Annotated in this window: 12 protein-coding genes; 6 read left to right on the forward strand and 6 right to left on the reverse strand. The window is 68.8% G+C overall.

What is annotated here, in order from left to right; all coding sequences use genetic code 11:
- Nucleotides 1-38: 38 nt before the first annotated feature.
- The 4 genes from IE255_RS40125 to IE255_RS15010 are packed head-to-tail and all read right to left on the reverse strand — an operon-like array spanning nucleotide 39 to nucleotide 1,895.
- Complete coding sequence (locus IE255_RS40125) at nucleotides 39-221, reverse strand: class I SAM-dependent methyltransferase (protein WP_308280894.1); 183 nt, start codon at nucleotides 219-221, stop codon at nucleotides 39-41.
- A complete protein-coding gene (locus IE255_RS40130; protein ID WP_308280890.1) occupies nucleotides 152-421 on the reverse strand; it encodes a hypothetical protein in 270 nt (89 codons plus the stop codon). The genes IE255_RS40125 and IE255_RS40130 overlap by 70 nt, the downstream gene beginning before the upstream one ends.
- A gap of 30 nt (nucleotides 422-451) precedes the next feature.
- Nucleotides 452-1,039, reverse strand: a complete 588-nt coding sequence (locus tag IE255_RS15005; protein WP_190050722.1) for a helix-turn-helix domain-containing protein — start codon at nucleotides 1,037-1,039, stop codon at nucleotides 452-454.
- 22 nt (nucleotides 1,040-1,061) lie between these two features.
- Nucleotides 1,062-1,895 (reverse strand): helix-turn-helix transcriptional regulator, encoded by an 834-nt coding sequence (locus IE255_RS15010; RefSeq protein WP_190050723.1) that lies wholly within the window; start codon nucleotides 1,893-1,895, stop codon nucleotides 1,062-1,064.
- Between the two features lie 116 nt (nucleotides 1,896-2,011).
- Here IE255_RS15010 and IE255_RS15015 point away from each other — a divergent pair, with 116 nt between their 5' ends.
- Complete coding sequence (locus tag IE255_RS15015) at nucleotides 2,012-3,076, forward strand: aldo/keto reductase (RefSeq protein ID WP_190050772.1); 1,065 nt, start codon at nucleotides 2,012-2,014, stop codon at nucleotides 3,074-3,076.
- A 757-nt stretch (nucleotides 3,077-3,833) separates the two neighbouring features.
- Nucleotides 3,834-3,998 (forward strand): hypothetical protein, encoded by a 165-nt coding sequence (locus IE255_RS15020; RefSeq protein WP_190050724.1) that lies wholly within the window; start codon nucleotides 3,834-3,836, stop codon nucleotides 3,996-3,998.
- Nucleotides 3,999-4,223: 225 nt separating this feature from the next.
- Here the strand turns inward: IE255_RS15020 and IE255_RS15025 are convergent, their stop codons facing one another.
- Nucleotides 4,224-6,356, reverse strand: a complete 2,133-nt coding sequence (locus IE255_RS15025) for a serine/threonine-protein kinase (RefSeq protein WP_229906404.1) — start codon at nucleotides 6,354-6,356, stop codon at nucleotides 4,224-4,226.
- Between the two features lie 568 nt (nucleotides 6,357-6,924).
- Here IE255_RS15025 and IE255_RS15030 point away from each other — a divergent pair.
- Complete coding sequence (locus IE255_RS15030; protein WP_190050725.1) at nucleotides 6,925-8,337, forward strand: cytochrome P450; 1,413 nt, start codon at nucleotides 6,925-6,927, stop codon at nucleotides 8,335-8,337.
- A 765-nt stretch (nucleotides 8,338-9,102) separates the two neighbouring features.
- On the opposite strand, the gene IE255_RS15035 is transcribed toward IE255_RS15030, so the two are convergent.
- Nucleotides 9,103-10,005 (reverse strand): LysR family transcriptional regulator, encoded by a 903-nt coding sequence (locus IE255_RS15035; RefSeq protein ID WP_190050726.1) that lies wholly within the window; start codon nucleotides 10,003-10,005, stop codon nucleotides 9,103-9,105.
- Between the two features lie 188 nt (nucleotides 10,006-10,193).
- On the opposite strand from IE255_RS15035, the gene IE255_RS15040 reads away from it, so the two are divergent.
- The 3 genes from IE255_RS15040 to IE255_RS40135 all read left to right on the forward strand — a co-directional run bounded on the left by IE255_RS15040 (nucleotide 10,194) and on the right by IE255_RS40135 (nucleotide 14,247).
- A complete protein-coding gene (locus IE255_RS15040; RefSeq protein WP_190050727.1) occupies nucleotides 10,194-10,490 on the forward strand; it encodes a DUF1330 domain-containing protein in 297 nt (98 codons plus the stop codon).
- Nucleotides 10,491-11,257: 767 nt separating this feature from the next.
- The gene (locus IE255_RS15045) at nucleotides 11,258-12,424 is read left to right on the forward strand and encodes a DegT/DnrJ/EryC1/StrS family aminotransferase (protein ID WP_190050728.1); all 1,167 of its coding nucleotides are present in this window, start codon (nucleotides 11,258-11,260) and stop codon (nucleotides 12,422-12,424) included.
- The gene (locus IE255_RS40135; protein ID WP_308280889.1) at nucleotides 12,421-14,247 is read left to right on the forward strand and encodes an HAD-IA family hydrolase; all 1,827 of its coding nucleotides are present in this window, start codon (nucleotides 12,421-12,423) and stop codon (nucleotides 14,245-14,247) included. Before IE255_RS15045 ends, IE255_RS40135 begins: the two co-directional genes overlap by 4 nt.
- Nucleotides 14,248-14,558 lie beyond the last annotated feature (311 nt).

A 14,558-nucleotide genomic window follows, 5' to 3' on the forward strand; every position in this document is an offset into this window, starting at 1 on the left:
ACAGCGTCCTGCGGCGCGGTGACTGGCCCGACTTCGGCTCAACGGACCTGGCATGGGCGTCGGCCTCGATGCACCACATGACCCGGGTCATCGAGGTCGGCTTGCACGGTGCGTATGCGCTCTTCCATGCCGCGGGCGCACGCCTTTGCGCTCAGGTGCTGGAGGTGTCCGGCGGACGCGTCGACAGCGGTGACGTGTGCTTCGGGGAGGCGGACGAGCAGGGCGAAGGTGCCCGCGCCCGTGCCGCACCCAGATCCACGATCTGGCGCGTGCCGGCGTTCAGCGGCAGCCAGGCAGCGGTGGAGGCAATGTCCTCAGCGAGGGCTTCGGCGTCCAGGTCGAGAATCTCCGCCTGGCCGTCGGTGCTGTGCTCTTGGTGCCGGCCCTGCTGGGCATCATGGTGGGGGATGTCCGGGTGCACGTGCGGTCATTCACAGACGCCTTGAGCGTCTCAGTCGCCGGCGCCGGCGCTCTCGCGCTGGTGGCCGCGGCGGGCGTCGCGGTCGAAGATGCCCAGGATCTCGCAGGGTCCGCCCGCGGTGCCGATCGCATGCGGCAGCATGGTGGGGAACTCGGCGGCCTGGTTGGTCTCGATGCGGAAGCGGCGGTGGCCGAGCATGAGGATCGCGGTGCCGGACAGGACGACGAGCCATTCGCGTCCCGGGTGGGCGCGCATGCGCGCCGGATTCTCGGGCGGCGGTTCGGTCATGCGCTGGCGCACCACGCTCATGCCGGGGTCGCCCTTTATGGACCAGCGCATCAGGCCGTGGGCGCCGTCGATCATCGGGCTGGTGACGACGTCTTCGGCGGCGGTCGCCACGAGCTGGTCCAGCGAGGTGTCCAGAGCACGGGCGAGGGTGACCAGCTGATCCAGCGCGAGGCGGCGCTGACCGTTCTCGATCCGGCTCAGTGAGGACTGGCTGAGGTTGGCGCGGTTGGCCAGTTCCTCCAGGGACCAGCCCTGGGCGACCCGCAGGGCGCGGATGCGTTTTCGAACGAGGCTGTCCAGCTCCCCATCTTCTTGCGTCATGGGCAACATCGTATGCCTTTGACGCAAGGCATCACCGTGCGCACAACCGGTCCAAGGCCGACTGGCTCTCGTCGTCCGCGGCGCGGTAGATCACCAAGAGCTGGTCCGGATCTTGAAGTGGCGTCAGCGTTTCGAAATGCACCGTGATCACACCGACGTCAGGATGCCGCATCACCTTGCGTCCGCGGCCGTTGATCTTGACGTCTCGCTCGGCCCACAATCGCGCGAATTCCTCGTCACGAGTGATGCATTCGGCGATGAGGGCGGTCAACGCCTGGTCCTCCGGACGCGTGGCCCACGCAGCGCGCAGGTGGGCGATCCCCTCCCGTACGACGCGTTCGCGGTCGACGTAGAACTCCCGTATCTCCGGGTGCAGCAGGCACAGCCACATCGCATTGCGCTGCGACGGCGGCAGGGTGCCGAAATCCAGCAGCAGCCTCGCCATTTCGCTGTTCCAGGCCAGGATGTCGTAGCGGTGGTTCATCAGCATGGTCGGCAGCGGCGACAGGTCGGCGACCATCTGGGCCAGCGGCGGCGCCGCAGTGGTGGCGAGCTTGTCGGTGTCGCGGGGGCGCTGCTGGGCCAAGCCGAAGAGGTAGGCGCGTTCGTCGGGGGTCAGGCGCAGCGCCCTGGCCAGCGCCTCCACCACGTCCGCTGAGGGCCGCAGCCCGCGCGCCTGTTCCAGTCGCACGATGTAGTCGGTGCTGACCCCGGCCAGTTCGGCGACTTCTTCGCGACGCAGTCCCGGGGTCCGCCGGGCCTGCCGACGCGCCGGCAGGCCGAAATCCCCTGGGTCCAGGCTTTCGCGCCGGGTCCGCAGGAATGCGGCCAGTTCCTGTGTCACGTCCACGGTGCGGGTGATCATGGCTGGTCCAACAGCTTGGGTAGGACTGGTGTTCCCAGGAACTTCCTTCCCTTACCTCCGGCTCGCGGTGGTCGCAGGCTGGTGCTCGACGACGATCACGAGCACAGGAGGACATGATGTCGCTCACCCTCGACACCTACCGGCTGCTGGGCCGCTCCGGGCTGCGGGTCTCACCACTGGCCCTGGGCACGGCGACCTTCGGCACCGAGTGGGGCTGGGGCGCCGAGCAGGACGATGCGCGCAAGCTGTTCGACCTCTACGTCGAGCGCGGCGGCAACTTCATCGACACGGCCAGCACGTACACGAACGGCAGCTCCGAGCGCATGCTGGGCGAATTCACCCGCGACCACCGCGAGAGCCTGGTGCTGGCGACGAAGTACACGACGTTGCGCCGGCCCGGCGACCCGAACTCCGGGGGCGCTCACCGCAAGAGCCTGTTCGCGTCGGTGGAGACCAGCCTGCGGCAGCTGAACACGGACTACATCGATCTGCTCTTCCTGCACGTGTGGGACTTCACGACGCCGGTCGAGGAGATCCTGCGCGGCATGGACGATCTGGTCCGGCAGGGCAAGGTTCTGTACGTGGCGATGTCCAACGCTCCGGCCTGGGAGGTCTCGCGCATGCAGGCGATCGCCGACCTGCGCGGCTGGTCGCCGCTGGTCGCGCTGCAGATCGACTACAGCCTCATCAACCGGGGCGGAGAACGCGACCTGATCCCGATGGCACGGGCGATGGGACTGGGGGTGACCCCGTACTCACCGCTGGGCGGCGGCGTGCTCTCCGGCAAGTACAGCCGCGCCGACCTGACCGCGACGAGCGCCGACTCCGGTGAAAGCAACCGCAAGAGCTTCAACGCCGGCTTGGGCATGGTCACCGAACGCACCCTCGCCATCGCCGACGTCGTGCGGGAGATCGCCGAGGAGGTGGGGCACACCCCCGCCCAGGTCGCCCTGGCCTGGACCCTGCAGAACCCGGGCGTGACGGCACCCGTCATCGGCGCTCGCACCCCCGAGCAGCTGGTGGGAAATCTGGGCGCCCTGGAGGTCGACTTCACCGCCGATCAGCTCGCCCGCCTCGACAAGGTCAGTGCGATCGACCTCGGCTACCCGCACGACCTGCTCGCCAGTGACCACATCCGCACTGTGACCGCAGGCGACCTGAAGATCGAAACCCGCCGCTGATACCCGCCGAGCGGGTCACCGGTCCGGGCGGACGTGCCGATCGCGACATCGGCGGGTACCCCGGGCCGTCGACCTGGCCAACCTTCAGCAGGCGGGCGCTGTGCAGTTGCCGGCGCAGGTGCTCGCGCTGGTAGCGGGTCAAGTCCGTGTCCTGATCGGCGCGCTGGTGGGGGATGCGGAGCAAGGAGGAGGCGCCGTCCTCGGGGCTGTACGTGGGCCTGCCGATGCTCTCCGGTGGAGTTGGTGCCCTTCTCTCCTTCCTTTTGCCCCTGCGGGTGCCGTGGACACAACTGCCTTCAACTGAAGCGCGACAGGCGGGATTCGCCAACGGTGTCGGAGACCTGGCGGGGGTGCGCCGACCGTGCCGCGCTTGGACCGGACGTTGCGCGAGGCACCGATGGCTGCGTGTTGTGTGCTGTCAGTCCAGCCCAGGGCACTCTCTGACCAGGGGGCGGCGCCCGAAGGTGGCAGCTTCCCGCGGGTCCCGCGGGGGCTTCGGGGGCGAGTGACAGAGGTGGAGTTCATGGGCGGAGCAGGCAGGAGACGCGGCGTGAACCGGGTTAGTGCGGGCGGGGGTGGCAGTGCTGGCGGCGCTGCTCCTGGCGTGGGTGGCGGGCGCGTCGCCGCCGGCGGCGTCATGGAGCGAGGGGCGCTGGATGAACACGGGGGAGAGCACCCGCACCCCGTCGGCCCCGGCCTACACCACCGACGGCAACCCAGTGGCGGCTGGTGGGCGGCAGCGACAATGGCACCCACCGTGACGGTGCTTGACCCGGTGGGCCTCAACATAGGAATCTTCATCACCCGCACGAACGGTCACGTCGCCGGCATTGGGATGGACGTCAACTTGAGCGAGCACCGGTTGTTTACTTCCGGGTGGGGTGAGGTCGCCTACGGCCTCTTCGTCTCCCCTCGGGAGTGACCAGCCGCTACAACCCGCTCAACGGCCACACAGAGCCCGACGGCGCCATCATCGAGAAGCGCCTGTGACCACCCACTGGACCCCACCGCCGAGTCAGACAGGCGCTCAGCCTTTACCCGCCCTTGAGACCACCGACTGAACTGAGCGTGGTACCTGGTCGGTCAAAGCCGCGACCCAGAGCGTCCAGTCTCTCCCCCGACGGATGACTCTTCCTCTTGAAGCGGCTCACTTTGAGGGCGGAGCTACCGCGAAGATCGATCCCGTGGTCGACCCCGCATACACCACATCGTGAAGCACCACGGGTTCCGGGTGCCGGGTTTGGAACCTCACGGCACTCGTGTTGGGGTCGCGTCGCGCTGCGCTCCTCCACACGGTCTGCCCCGTTGCTGCGTCGAGGCAGGTGATCCTCCCGTCACTGGCCAGGCTGTACAGCCTGCCGCCGGCAAGCACCGGACGGGCGGGAGACTCGCTTTCCGTTTCAACGGTCCAGTTCCGTCTGCCCGTTCGTAGGTTGTACGAGGCGAGGGTGCCGTTCGCGCGGCTGAGGTAGAGGGTGTTGCCTTGCGCGCGGGCAGTGCCCTCCAAGGCGCCCCGGAGGAGAATACGTTCTGTGTTTCCGTCTGCCCTGGTGACGCGGGTAACGCTATGGCCGTCGAGCAGAAGGGACACCGAGCTGTTGTCGGCCGTGAGCGGCATGCCAGGGTCCTCGTCGAATGAGGCCAGAACCTTCCTGGTGCGCAATGTGGCGGCATCAAGGTCAGCGACGGACGTGATGAAGCCTTCCTGCCCGTACTTCAGCAGATACAGCGCACCGCTCTCGCTTCCGAAGACCTGGTAGTTGGCACCTGCGGGAAAAGTTCTGGACGCGACCAGCCTTCCCGTCCGTGCGTCCCTGCGGTCGATCCGGGTTGCATGCCCGTCCAGGTGAGCCATCGTGACGGTCGCCCTTTGCATGCTGAAACTCGGCCCTGACACTCGAGACGACCACAGCAGGTCACCAGTGTTCACGTCGAAGGCTTTGAGCTGTTCCTTGCCCGTTCCGTCGATCCGATTGTCGTTGACCAGGACCGTCTTTCCGGTGAACCCCACGACAGAGCCCGCTTGTAGGGACGGGCCTGTGTACCGCTTGCTCCATATGACCCGTCCAGAGGAGACGTCGACCCGTTCGGCCACCACATCGACCTCAGTGCACACAAGAACATTCCCGGTACCGGCGCAAGAGGGGAGATCTTCGAGGCCCTCGCCGCGGCGCCCCGCTTTGGTAGTCGGCTTCTTCTCCCACAAGGCCCACCCCTTGGGCCGCAGAGCCGCCGCTGGTTCGACGGCGCGAGCAGCTTGTGTCGACGAGGGCTTGGCCGATGGCGATGCATCACCACGGGGTCCTCCCGCATCCCTCCACTGCATCACCGGCACCACCACTGTGGCCGCGATCGCGGCCGCGGCGGCGAGCAGGTAGGTGCGCGTCCGGGGCCTTCGCCGGGGACCGTTTGCGAAGCCTTCCGGCACCGCCATCTTCTCGGGCTTCTCTGGTTTTGCTGTCTCTACTCCCTTTTCCTGCAGCAGAGCAAGCAGTTCGGCGGTGGAGGGCCGGCCGGTGGCGTCTTTGCGCAGGCACTTCTCGATGACGGGACGCAGGGCCGCCGGGACCCCCGCGAGGTCCGGATTGTCCTGCGCAATTTTCATGGCGACCGCTATAGGCGGGGCGGCCGTGTCGCCGTCGAACGGCCCCCGGCCCGTAGCCGCATACGTGAGGACTCCGCCCAGTGCGAACACGTCTGCGGCCGCGCCTACTTCGCGCGGCGTGCTCAGCTGTTCCGGTGCCATGAAGGACACAGTTCCGAGAATCCTGCCGGTCCGCGTCAGCCGTTCCGCGCTCAACACCCGGGCGATACCGAAGTCGATGACACGGGGGCCGTCCTCTGTCAGCAGCACATTGCTCGGCTTCAGATCGCGGTGCACCAGACCGGCCCTGTGGATGTCACGCAGGGCCTCGGCGAGCCCCGCGCCCAGCCGCCACACGACGTCTTCGCCGAATGCACCGTTCTTGCGTACCCGTTCCGACAGCGTCGGTGCGTCGAAGTACTGCGTCGCCATCCATGGGGGATCGGCATCAGCATCGGCGCCCAGCACCGGTGCCGTGAACGCACCGCTGACCTGTCGCGCCGCCTCGATCTCTTGCCGGAACCGGGCGCGATAATCGGCGTCGTCTGCCAACTCCCCGCGGATGACCTTGAGGGCGACCCGTCGGCCCGACGGCGACATGGCCAGGTAGACGACCCCCATGCCGCCCGCGCCGATGCGACGCTCGATGCGGTACTCCCCGACCACCGACGGCGTCTTCTCATCCAGCCAGCTCAAGAGCCCCCCTACAATTCGCGCGGTACGGACGCTAGCGCATTCTGATGCCGGCACCGTCGCGCATACCTGCCCCGGTTGACCCGGTGCCGAGGACTTCATCCCGAGGTTCACCGCGATGAGCGGCCCCCGAGCCGGCAGGCGTCGGCCACCGGAACGGCCAGTCCCCGTGCATGCGCCACCATGGCCGGAACAGCGGGCCCGGCAGCCCCGCAAGCACCGCCAGCCGCAGCAGTCCGGGCGTGCCGGAGCGCAGATAGATCCACCCGCGAGGCCGCGCGTTACGCCGATCGCCTCCGCCGAGGCGTCGTCAGCCGCGTGACCGGCTGCCCGGGCGTGCGGCCTGCGCCCTGAGCACTCCGAGCCATCGGCCCTACCTCGTCCGTGCGCCGTCCAGCGGCGCGACACAGACAAGACTGCCCCACTGCGGGCCGGCGGCGCACCTGGGCGGACAAGGACATCGGGCGGACCGGTATGTGACGCACGGATCGTCGTCCCGGTGCATCGAGAGAAGCTGTCATGGGCATGCATTTGGGGGTTTGATCCCTCCCCCACGAGGAGTGAGCGCGTGATGAGCGCCCCCACCACGGCACCCATCCCCACCCCCACGGCCCCCGGCGGACTGCCTCTGATCGGGCACGGACTCCGCCTCGTCCGCGACCCCCTGCCGTTCATCACCTCGCTGCGCGAATACGGCAGTGTGGTGCGCATACGCATCGGCCCCACACCCGCCTACGTGGTCACGGACCCCGCACTGACCCGGCAGGTCCTGGTGACCGACGCCGCCCACTTCCCCAAGGGCGGCAGGTACTACGATGCGCTGCGGGTCTTCCTCGGTGATGGAGTCGCGACCGTCGCCGACGGCGACACTCATCTGCGCAACCGCCGTCTGATGCAGCCCATGTTCAGCAGGGCGCATATCGCCGAGCGCGGCAACGCCATGATCGATCAGGTGCGGACGATGGTCGGCGCCTGGCCCGCGGCCGAGCCGCGCGACATGTTCGCCGGCATGAACGAGATCACCCTGGCTACGTTCCTCGTCGCCGTGTTCGGCGCGGACCTGCCCGCACACCTGGAGGGCGAGTTCACCGCCCTCATGCCCGAGATCATGAAAGGGACGATTCGGCAGGTCATTCTTCCGCCCTGGATCACGCGGCTGCCGCTGCCCGCCAACCGCACGCACGCCGACCGTGTCGCCCGCCTGCGCGCCCTCATAGACCAGGCCATCGACCATCACATCGGCGTCACCGCACCCGGATCCGCTTCGGCGGACAGTGCGTCCGGCGCCGAGGCATGCCCGCATGCGTCCGCGGCGCGCCGGGAGCAGAGGGGTCTGTTCGAGACCCTGCTCGGTGTTGAAGACCAACTCGGCCGCCGGCAACTCCAGGACGAGGCCATCACCCTCCTGGCCGGCGCGATCGAGACCACCGGCACCACACTCGCCTGGGCGCTGTACGAGATCGCCGGCAATCCCGCCGTCGAACGACGTCTTCGCGAGGAACTGGCCTCGGTGTGCGAGGACCGGCCGCTGCGCTACGACGACATCGACCAACTCCCTTACGCCCGACAGGTTCTGCAGGAGGCCATCAGAAAATACGGACCGTCCTGGATGGTGACGCGGACCGCCGCCCGCGACATCGTCCTCGGCGGACACCTCATACCCGAGGGCGCCGATGTCGTGTGGAGTCCCTATCTGCACCAGCACGACTCCTCCCGTTTCCCCGACCCGGACACCTTCGATCCGGACCGTTGGGAGGCAGACCGCGTCGCGGCCACCCGAGGGTCCTTTCTCGCCTTCGGCGACGGCCGCCGCAAGTGCATCGGAGAGAACTTAGCGTGGGTTGAGCTGCACATCATCCTCGCGACCGTCCTCCAAATCTGGCCCCGGTTCAAGGTGACCTCCCGTCCACCGCGTGCCCAGGCCGTCATCACAGTAAAACCCGACGCCTTGGCCATGGAGTTCCATTCGGACTCGGCCGGCTGACGGGTCGGTCGAGCAGCCCGCATGCGCGGGGCTGCCCGCCGTTTGCCAACGCCGGGCAGCGGCCGTTGACCTGCGGGGTGACAGGTTGAGTCGCGACTCACTACAAGGCATCCCGGAAGGGCTGCGGCCAGCGTCGAGTGCGCGTCTGATCGATCATGGCGAGGGCGGTGCTTCCTGTGCTGGGCCTCGTCAGGATGGTGAGACGTCCGGATGCAGCAATACGCCTTCACTGGGCCGACCCCCCAGATGCGACGCTCGTACCTGTAGCCGGGGCGGAGTTTGGTCGGGCACTCGAGATGTGGCGCTCGACCAGGCAATCGGCTGAGCCGGAGCCACGGTGAGCCAGCCGTCGCAGGGGCGGCCGGTGGCCAGGGGTCGACAAACCGTGCCAGCGGTGATCCGGCACGACGCAATGGCCTGCCCAGATGACTCGACCGTCACGGATGCCGTGAGAGAAGCCACATGGAATGGGACGCGAGTCGCCCAGTGGGTGACCCCGCCCTCGACAACAGCCACCGAACGTGAGATTGGATGGCCGCCTCGCACCAGGGAGTCTCACCATGGCTGCATAAGTGCCACCGATGTGCCATCGCGGCTGAGACTGTGCCACGAATTCTGAGGTCCTACGGCTCGATGTGTGGAATCTCAGAACGCGCGTCACCGGACATTCAGCAAGACCGCCGTCGTCATCACCGCGAAGTCCGCCGGGCGCAGGGTCTTCGGCCTCGCCGCCGCAGGCGCCCGTCTCGCTCGACCGCTTGCGCGTCAGTCCGGCAGCCAGTGCAGTTCGTGCGCCAGGGTTTTGGCGACGGCACGGATGCGGCGGTGTAGTGGCGACTGCTCGCGTGGGAGGACCAGGTGGATCGTCAGGCTGGGCGCGCCTCGCAGTGGTCGCCAGGTGAGACCGGCCGGTTGTACCGTGGCCGCGGCTTCTCCGGCAGGGGCGAGGGTGACCCCGTCGCGCAGGTCGCGCTGAGACATGTCGAAAGAGACGGCGGGCGTGTGGAATCGGGGCTGTGGTCGGGTGTCCCGGAACAGTGCGGACATCTGATCGTGGATCACGGGGTTGGCCGCACGGTCCGGGAGTCTCAGCGGATACGCGGCCGCGTCGGCGATCTCGATCTCCGGGTGTCCGGCCAGCGGATGGTGCTGCGCCAGCTGGACCCCGATGCGCGCACGCCGCAGCAGGAACCGGCGCACGCCACGGCCCGGCTGTTCACCGCGGGTGATCCCGGCATCGATGCGGCCGTCGGCGACCGCGGGGGAGATCTCCGGTGTCGCCATCGGAACCGCGCCGACCTCGAGTCCGCTGTTGCCGCGAATCAGCCGGTCCACCAGGGCCGGTACCGTCTCGGCCCCGGTGCTGAGGCTGTATCCGATGCGCAGCGTGCCCAGTTCACCGGCCGCCGCACTCCGGGCGGTGTCCCATGCTCGGTCCAGCGCCGCCAGCGCGGGCGGCGCGGACTCCGCCAAAGCCGCACCGGCCGTGGTCAATACGACGCTACGCGTGTTGCGGACCAGCAGGGCCGTACCGAGTTCCGCCTCCAATCGGCGCATCCGGGCGCTGAGTGCGGGCTGTGCGATACCGATCCGTGCGGCCGCGCGGGTGAAGTTCAACTCCTGCGCCAGCACCAGGAAGTACCGCAGGCTCACCGTATCCGGTGCCACGTGCCCTCCCTGCCGATTGATAACGATCCGTTCTGACCCTATCCCGTACCGGTCTTTCCCTCGACCGCGCATCAAGCCCTAACCTGCGCATACGGCGATTCAACTGACCGCAGTACCCGTCGCCGGGATCGATCGATCTGAGTGTCAATTCGAAGTCGGACGTGTCCGGCCGAACACAGGAGGTTTCCATGGCCAAGGGCTACTGGGTCAGTGTCTATCCCGCCATTTCCGACCCTGAGAGGCTGACTGCCTACAACGAGTTGGCCGGTCCGGCTGTCCAGGCTGGGGGCGGGCGCGTCCTGTCCCTCCTTGGCGGTCGAGTCGTCGCCCACGAGGCCGGAATCACGCAACGCGTCGTTCTGATCGAGTTCGACAGCTTTGAACAGGCCGTCGCGGCATACGAGAGCGAGGCATACCAGAAGGCGCTGGTGGCCCTCCCCGACGGCGTCGAGCGCGACTTCCGCATCGTCGAAGGCATCGACTGACCGGCGGGCCCAGCCACCGCTGGGCATCCGTCACCTGATACGCACACGGTGCTGAACGACGACTTACGAGACGAGTTCGAAGCGATGCCCCACGTCCCAGTTCGTCGTCGACGTCCTCGACGGCCTGATCCCTGTCGGGCGGATCGAAGAAACGACGCGACGTCCGGGCCAGCTGGACTGTCTCGCTGACCTCGTCGACGAAACTGTTGGTGGTGGCCTTGCCGATCTTGTTGGTGCTGACGTGGGTGAACCACATCTTGCCGTCCACCCCGGCATCCGCAGGCGGCGCGATCGGCTCGGTCCTCGTTCCTTGAGCCGCCGACGGCCGGACCCCGCGAGTGCGCCGACGACATCGCGTTCCGAACTCGGCCGTACGTCTCGGCTCCGCTGAACCGTCCGGCGGGTCGCGGCCGGGTCGCTGACGTCGCGCCGCCAAGACCACCTGCCGCGCAGGAGAGGGCCCGGACCGCGACGGGGGGACGCGGGCCGGGCCGTTCGACGGGCGGCCGGGGCGAGCCGGGGGAGGCACGTGCCGGCGGCCTGCCAGAAATGCTAGGGCGGCGCGCAGAATTGAGAACCCCTATGAATTCCTATGTACCCCCTGTCTCAGGAATGGAGGACAGGGGTCCCATATTGAAGGGTCGTCGACTGTCGCCGCGAGTTCTCGTCGAGGGGGGTTATAGGGGGTGATTGAGGGGGGTGGGTGATGATTTTCCTGCGGTAGCTTCGGGCTCACTGAAGTGAATCCGTGAGGAAGTGTGGAGACTATGAGCGGTCGTTCACCGCAGACGTTTGAATTTCCCGCCTGGCCCCAGTTCGACGAAACCGAGCGGACAGGGCTGCAGCGCGCGCTTGACCAGGGCCAGTGGTGGCGCATCGGGGGGAGCGAGGTCGACACCTTCGAGCGGGAGTTCGCCGAGTACCACGGCGCTCCCTACGCGCTCGCGGTGACCAACGGCACGCACGCTCTGGAGCTTGCGCTGCAGGTGCTCGGAGTCGGCCCGGGGACCGAAGTCATCGTCCCCGCCTTCACGTTCATCTCGTCCTCGCAGGCGGCGCAGCGGCTGGGGGCCGTCGCCGTCCCCGTCGACGTCGACCTGGACACCTACTGCCTCGACCCGGTTGCCGTCGAGGCGGCCCTCACACCCCGGACCCGGGCCATCATGCCGGTGCACATGGCCGGGCACTTCGCCGACATGGACGCCCTGCAGAAGCTGTCGGCCGACTCCGGCGTGCCGCTGATCCAGGACGCCGCGCACGCCCATGGCGCGCAGTGGCGCGGCCAGAAGGTCGGCGAGCTCGGCTCCGTCGCCGCCTTCAGCTTCCAGAACGGCAAGCTGATGACCGCGGGCGAGGGCGGCGCGGTGCTCTTCCCCGACGCCGAGCAGTACGAGGCCGCGTTCCTGCGGCACAGTTGCGGCCGGCCGCGCACCGACCGCAAGTACTTCCACGGCACATCCGGGTCGAACTTCCGCCTGAACGAGTTCTCGGCGTCGGTGCTGCGCGCCCAACTGGGCCGGCTGGACGGCCAGATCGACACCCGTGAGCAGCGGTGGCCGCTCCTTGAGAGTCTGCTCGCCGAGGTACCGGGCGTCGTGCCGCAGTCCAGGGACGAGCGCAACGACCGCAATCCGCACTACATGGCCATGTTCCGGGTCCCCGAGCTCGGCGAGGAGCGGCGCAACGCCCTGGTGGACGCCCTGATCGAACGAGGCCTGCCGGCCTTCGTCGGCTTCCGCGCCGTCTACCGCAGCGACGGGTTCTGGGAGACCTGCGCCCCGGACCTCTCGGTGGACGAGCTGGCCCGCCGGTGCCCGAACTCCGAGGCTCTGACGCGGGACTCCATCTGGCTGCACCACCGCACCCTGCTCGGTACCGAACAGCAGATGCACGACATCGCGTCCGTGATCGCCGAGACCGTGGCCGCGGCATGAGCGAGCGGCCGACCGGTGTGCCGACGGGCGGGAGACCCGTACGCACGGTGGTGGTCGGTCTCGGCTGGGCGGGCCGGTCGATCTGGCTGCCCAGGCTCGTCCGGCACCCGTCCTACGAAGTCACCGCCGTAGTGGACCCGGCAGCCGAAGGCCCCGAGCACCAAGGGGTCCCGCTGCACACGGACGTCGTGGAGCTCGCCCCGGACTCCGTGGACCTCGCGGTCGTCGCGGTGCCCAACCACCTGCACGCCGACATCGCGGAGAAGCTGCTGGCCAAGGGCATATCCGTCTTCGTGGAGAAGCCGGTGTGCATCACCTCCGAGGAGGCGGACCGGCTGGCCGCCGCCGAACGCGAGGGCGGCGCCGTCCTGCTGGCCGGCAGTGCGGCCCGCTTCCGCGCCGACATCGGCGCCCTGTACGAACACGTCCGCTCTGTGGGGCGCATCCGGCACATCGACGCGTCCTGGGTCAGGGCGCGCGGAGTGCCGGACGCGGGCGGCTGGTTCACCCAGGCCCAGCTCTCGGGCGGCGGCGCGCTGGTGGACCTCGGCTGGCACCTGCTCGACACCGTCTCGCCGCTGCTCGGCGCCACCGCGGTCGAGCAGGTCTCCGGCACGGTCTCCGGCGACTTCGTCAACAGCGGCAGCGCGCGGGCCCGTTGGCGCGGCGACGAGGAGCCTCACGGCGCACCGGAGGCTGCCGCCGATGTCGAGGACACGGCACGCGGATTCCTCGTCACGGAGGACGGTGTCTCGGTCTCGCTGCGCGCCAGCTGGGCCTCGCACGAGCCGCGCGACCTGACGCTCATCCGCGTGGAGGGCAGCGCGGGCACCACGACACTGCGCTGCACCTTCGGCTTCAGCCCGAACCGCCACGACGGATCGGCCCTCACGCACACCCGCGACGGAGAGAGCACCGAGGTGCCCGTCGTGCAGGACCCCATCGGCGCCGAGTACGACCGGCAACTCGACGCGCTCCCGGCCGAGCTGGCGGACCCGGACAGCAGGGGGCGGGCCGTCGCCGAGGCCCGCAGGACCATCGGCGTCATCGAGCGCCTCTACGCGTCGGCCCGCGGACGCGCCGCCCGGCGGCACGCGACAACGAGGGAGCACGGCATGGACCCGCGCATCACCGGCCTCACCCAGGGCACCCCGACCGAGACCACCGCCGCCCGGGAACACCCCAAGAGCATCGTGGTCTTCGACCTCGACGGGGTCATCGTGGACAGCACCGAGGTGATGCGCAAGGCGTTCTCGATCGCCTACGCGGAGGTCGTGGGGGAGGGCCCGGCGCCGTTCGAGGAGTACAACCGCCACCTGGGCCGCTACTTCCCCGACATCATGCGGATCATGGACCTCCCGCTGGAGATGGAGGGCCCCTTCGTCCGCGAGAGCTACCGCATGGCCCACCTGGTACCCATGTTCGACGGGGTTCTAGAGCTGCTGCGCACCCTGCGCGAGCGGGGCTTCCGGCTCGCCGTGGCCACGGGCAAGAGTGGCCCCCGGGCCCGTTCGCTGCTCCAACAGCTCGGCGTCCTCGACCTGTTCGACTACGTCATCGGCTCCGACGAGATCGCCCGCCCCAAGCCGGCACCGGACATCGTGCTGCACGCCCTCGACCTGCTCGGCGCCGAGGCGCACAGCGCGATGATGATCGGCGACGCCGTGACCGACCTGGCCAGTGCCCGCGGCGCCGGCGTGACGGCCGTCGCGGCCCTGTGGGGCGAGAGCGACGCGGCCGCCCTGCTGGCCGCCGGGCCCGACGCCGTGCTGCGCGAGCCCGCCGATCTGCTCGCTCTGTGCCCGGCGGTCGCCGCCCACTGACCGCACCGCCTGCAAGGCCCGGCCGTCCACGACGGCCGGGCTTTCGCATTGTTCACGGCGAACAGTGCGGCCGCAGGGGAGAAATGCGGGTACCGCGGTTGTGCCGAATGCGCGGACCAAGGAAATGCACCGCGCCGGGAGGTTCCACCGGGGTCCTGAGAACTCTTTCTTCGCGGTACGGGAGAAACATAGGGATGACCTAGGGGGAGGACAGGGGTACTGAACAGCGCGCCGTGCCGCGACACTGATCGACGACCGGCCCTGCGCCGTGAGCCGGCGGCGGAAACGGGCCGCGCGAGGTACCCCGCTCA

Origin of the sequence: Streptomyces lomondensis, assembly GCF_014651035.1 — a bacterium.
Classification (GTDB): Bacteria; Actinomycetota; Actinomycetes; order Streptomycetales; family Streptomycetaceae; genus Streptomyces; species Streptomyces lomondensis.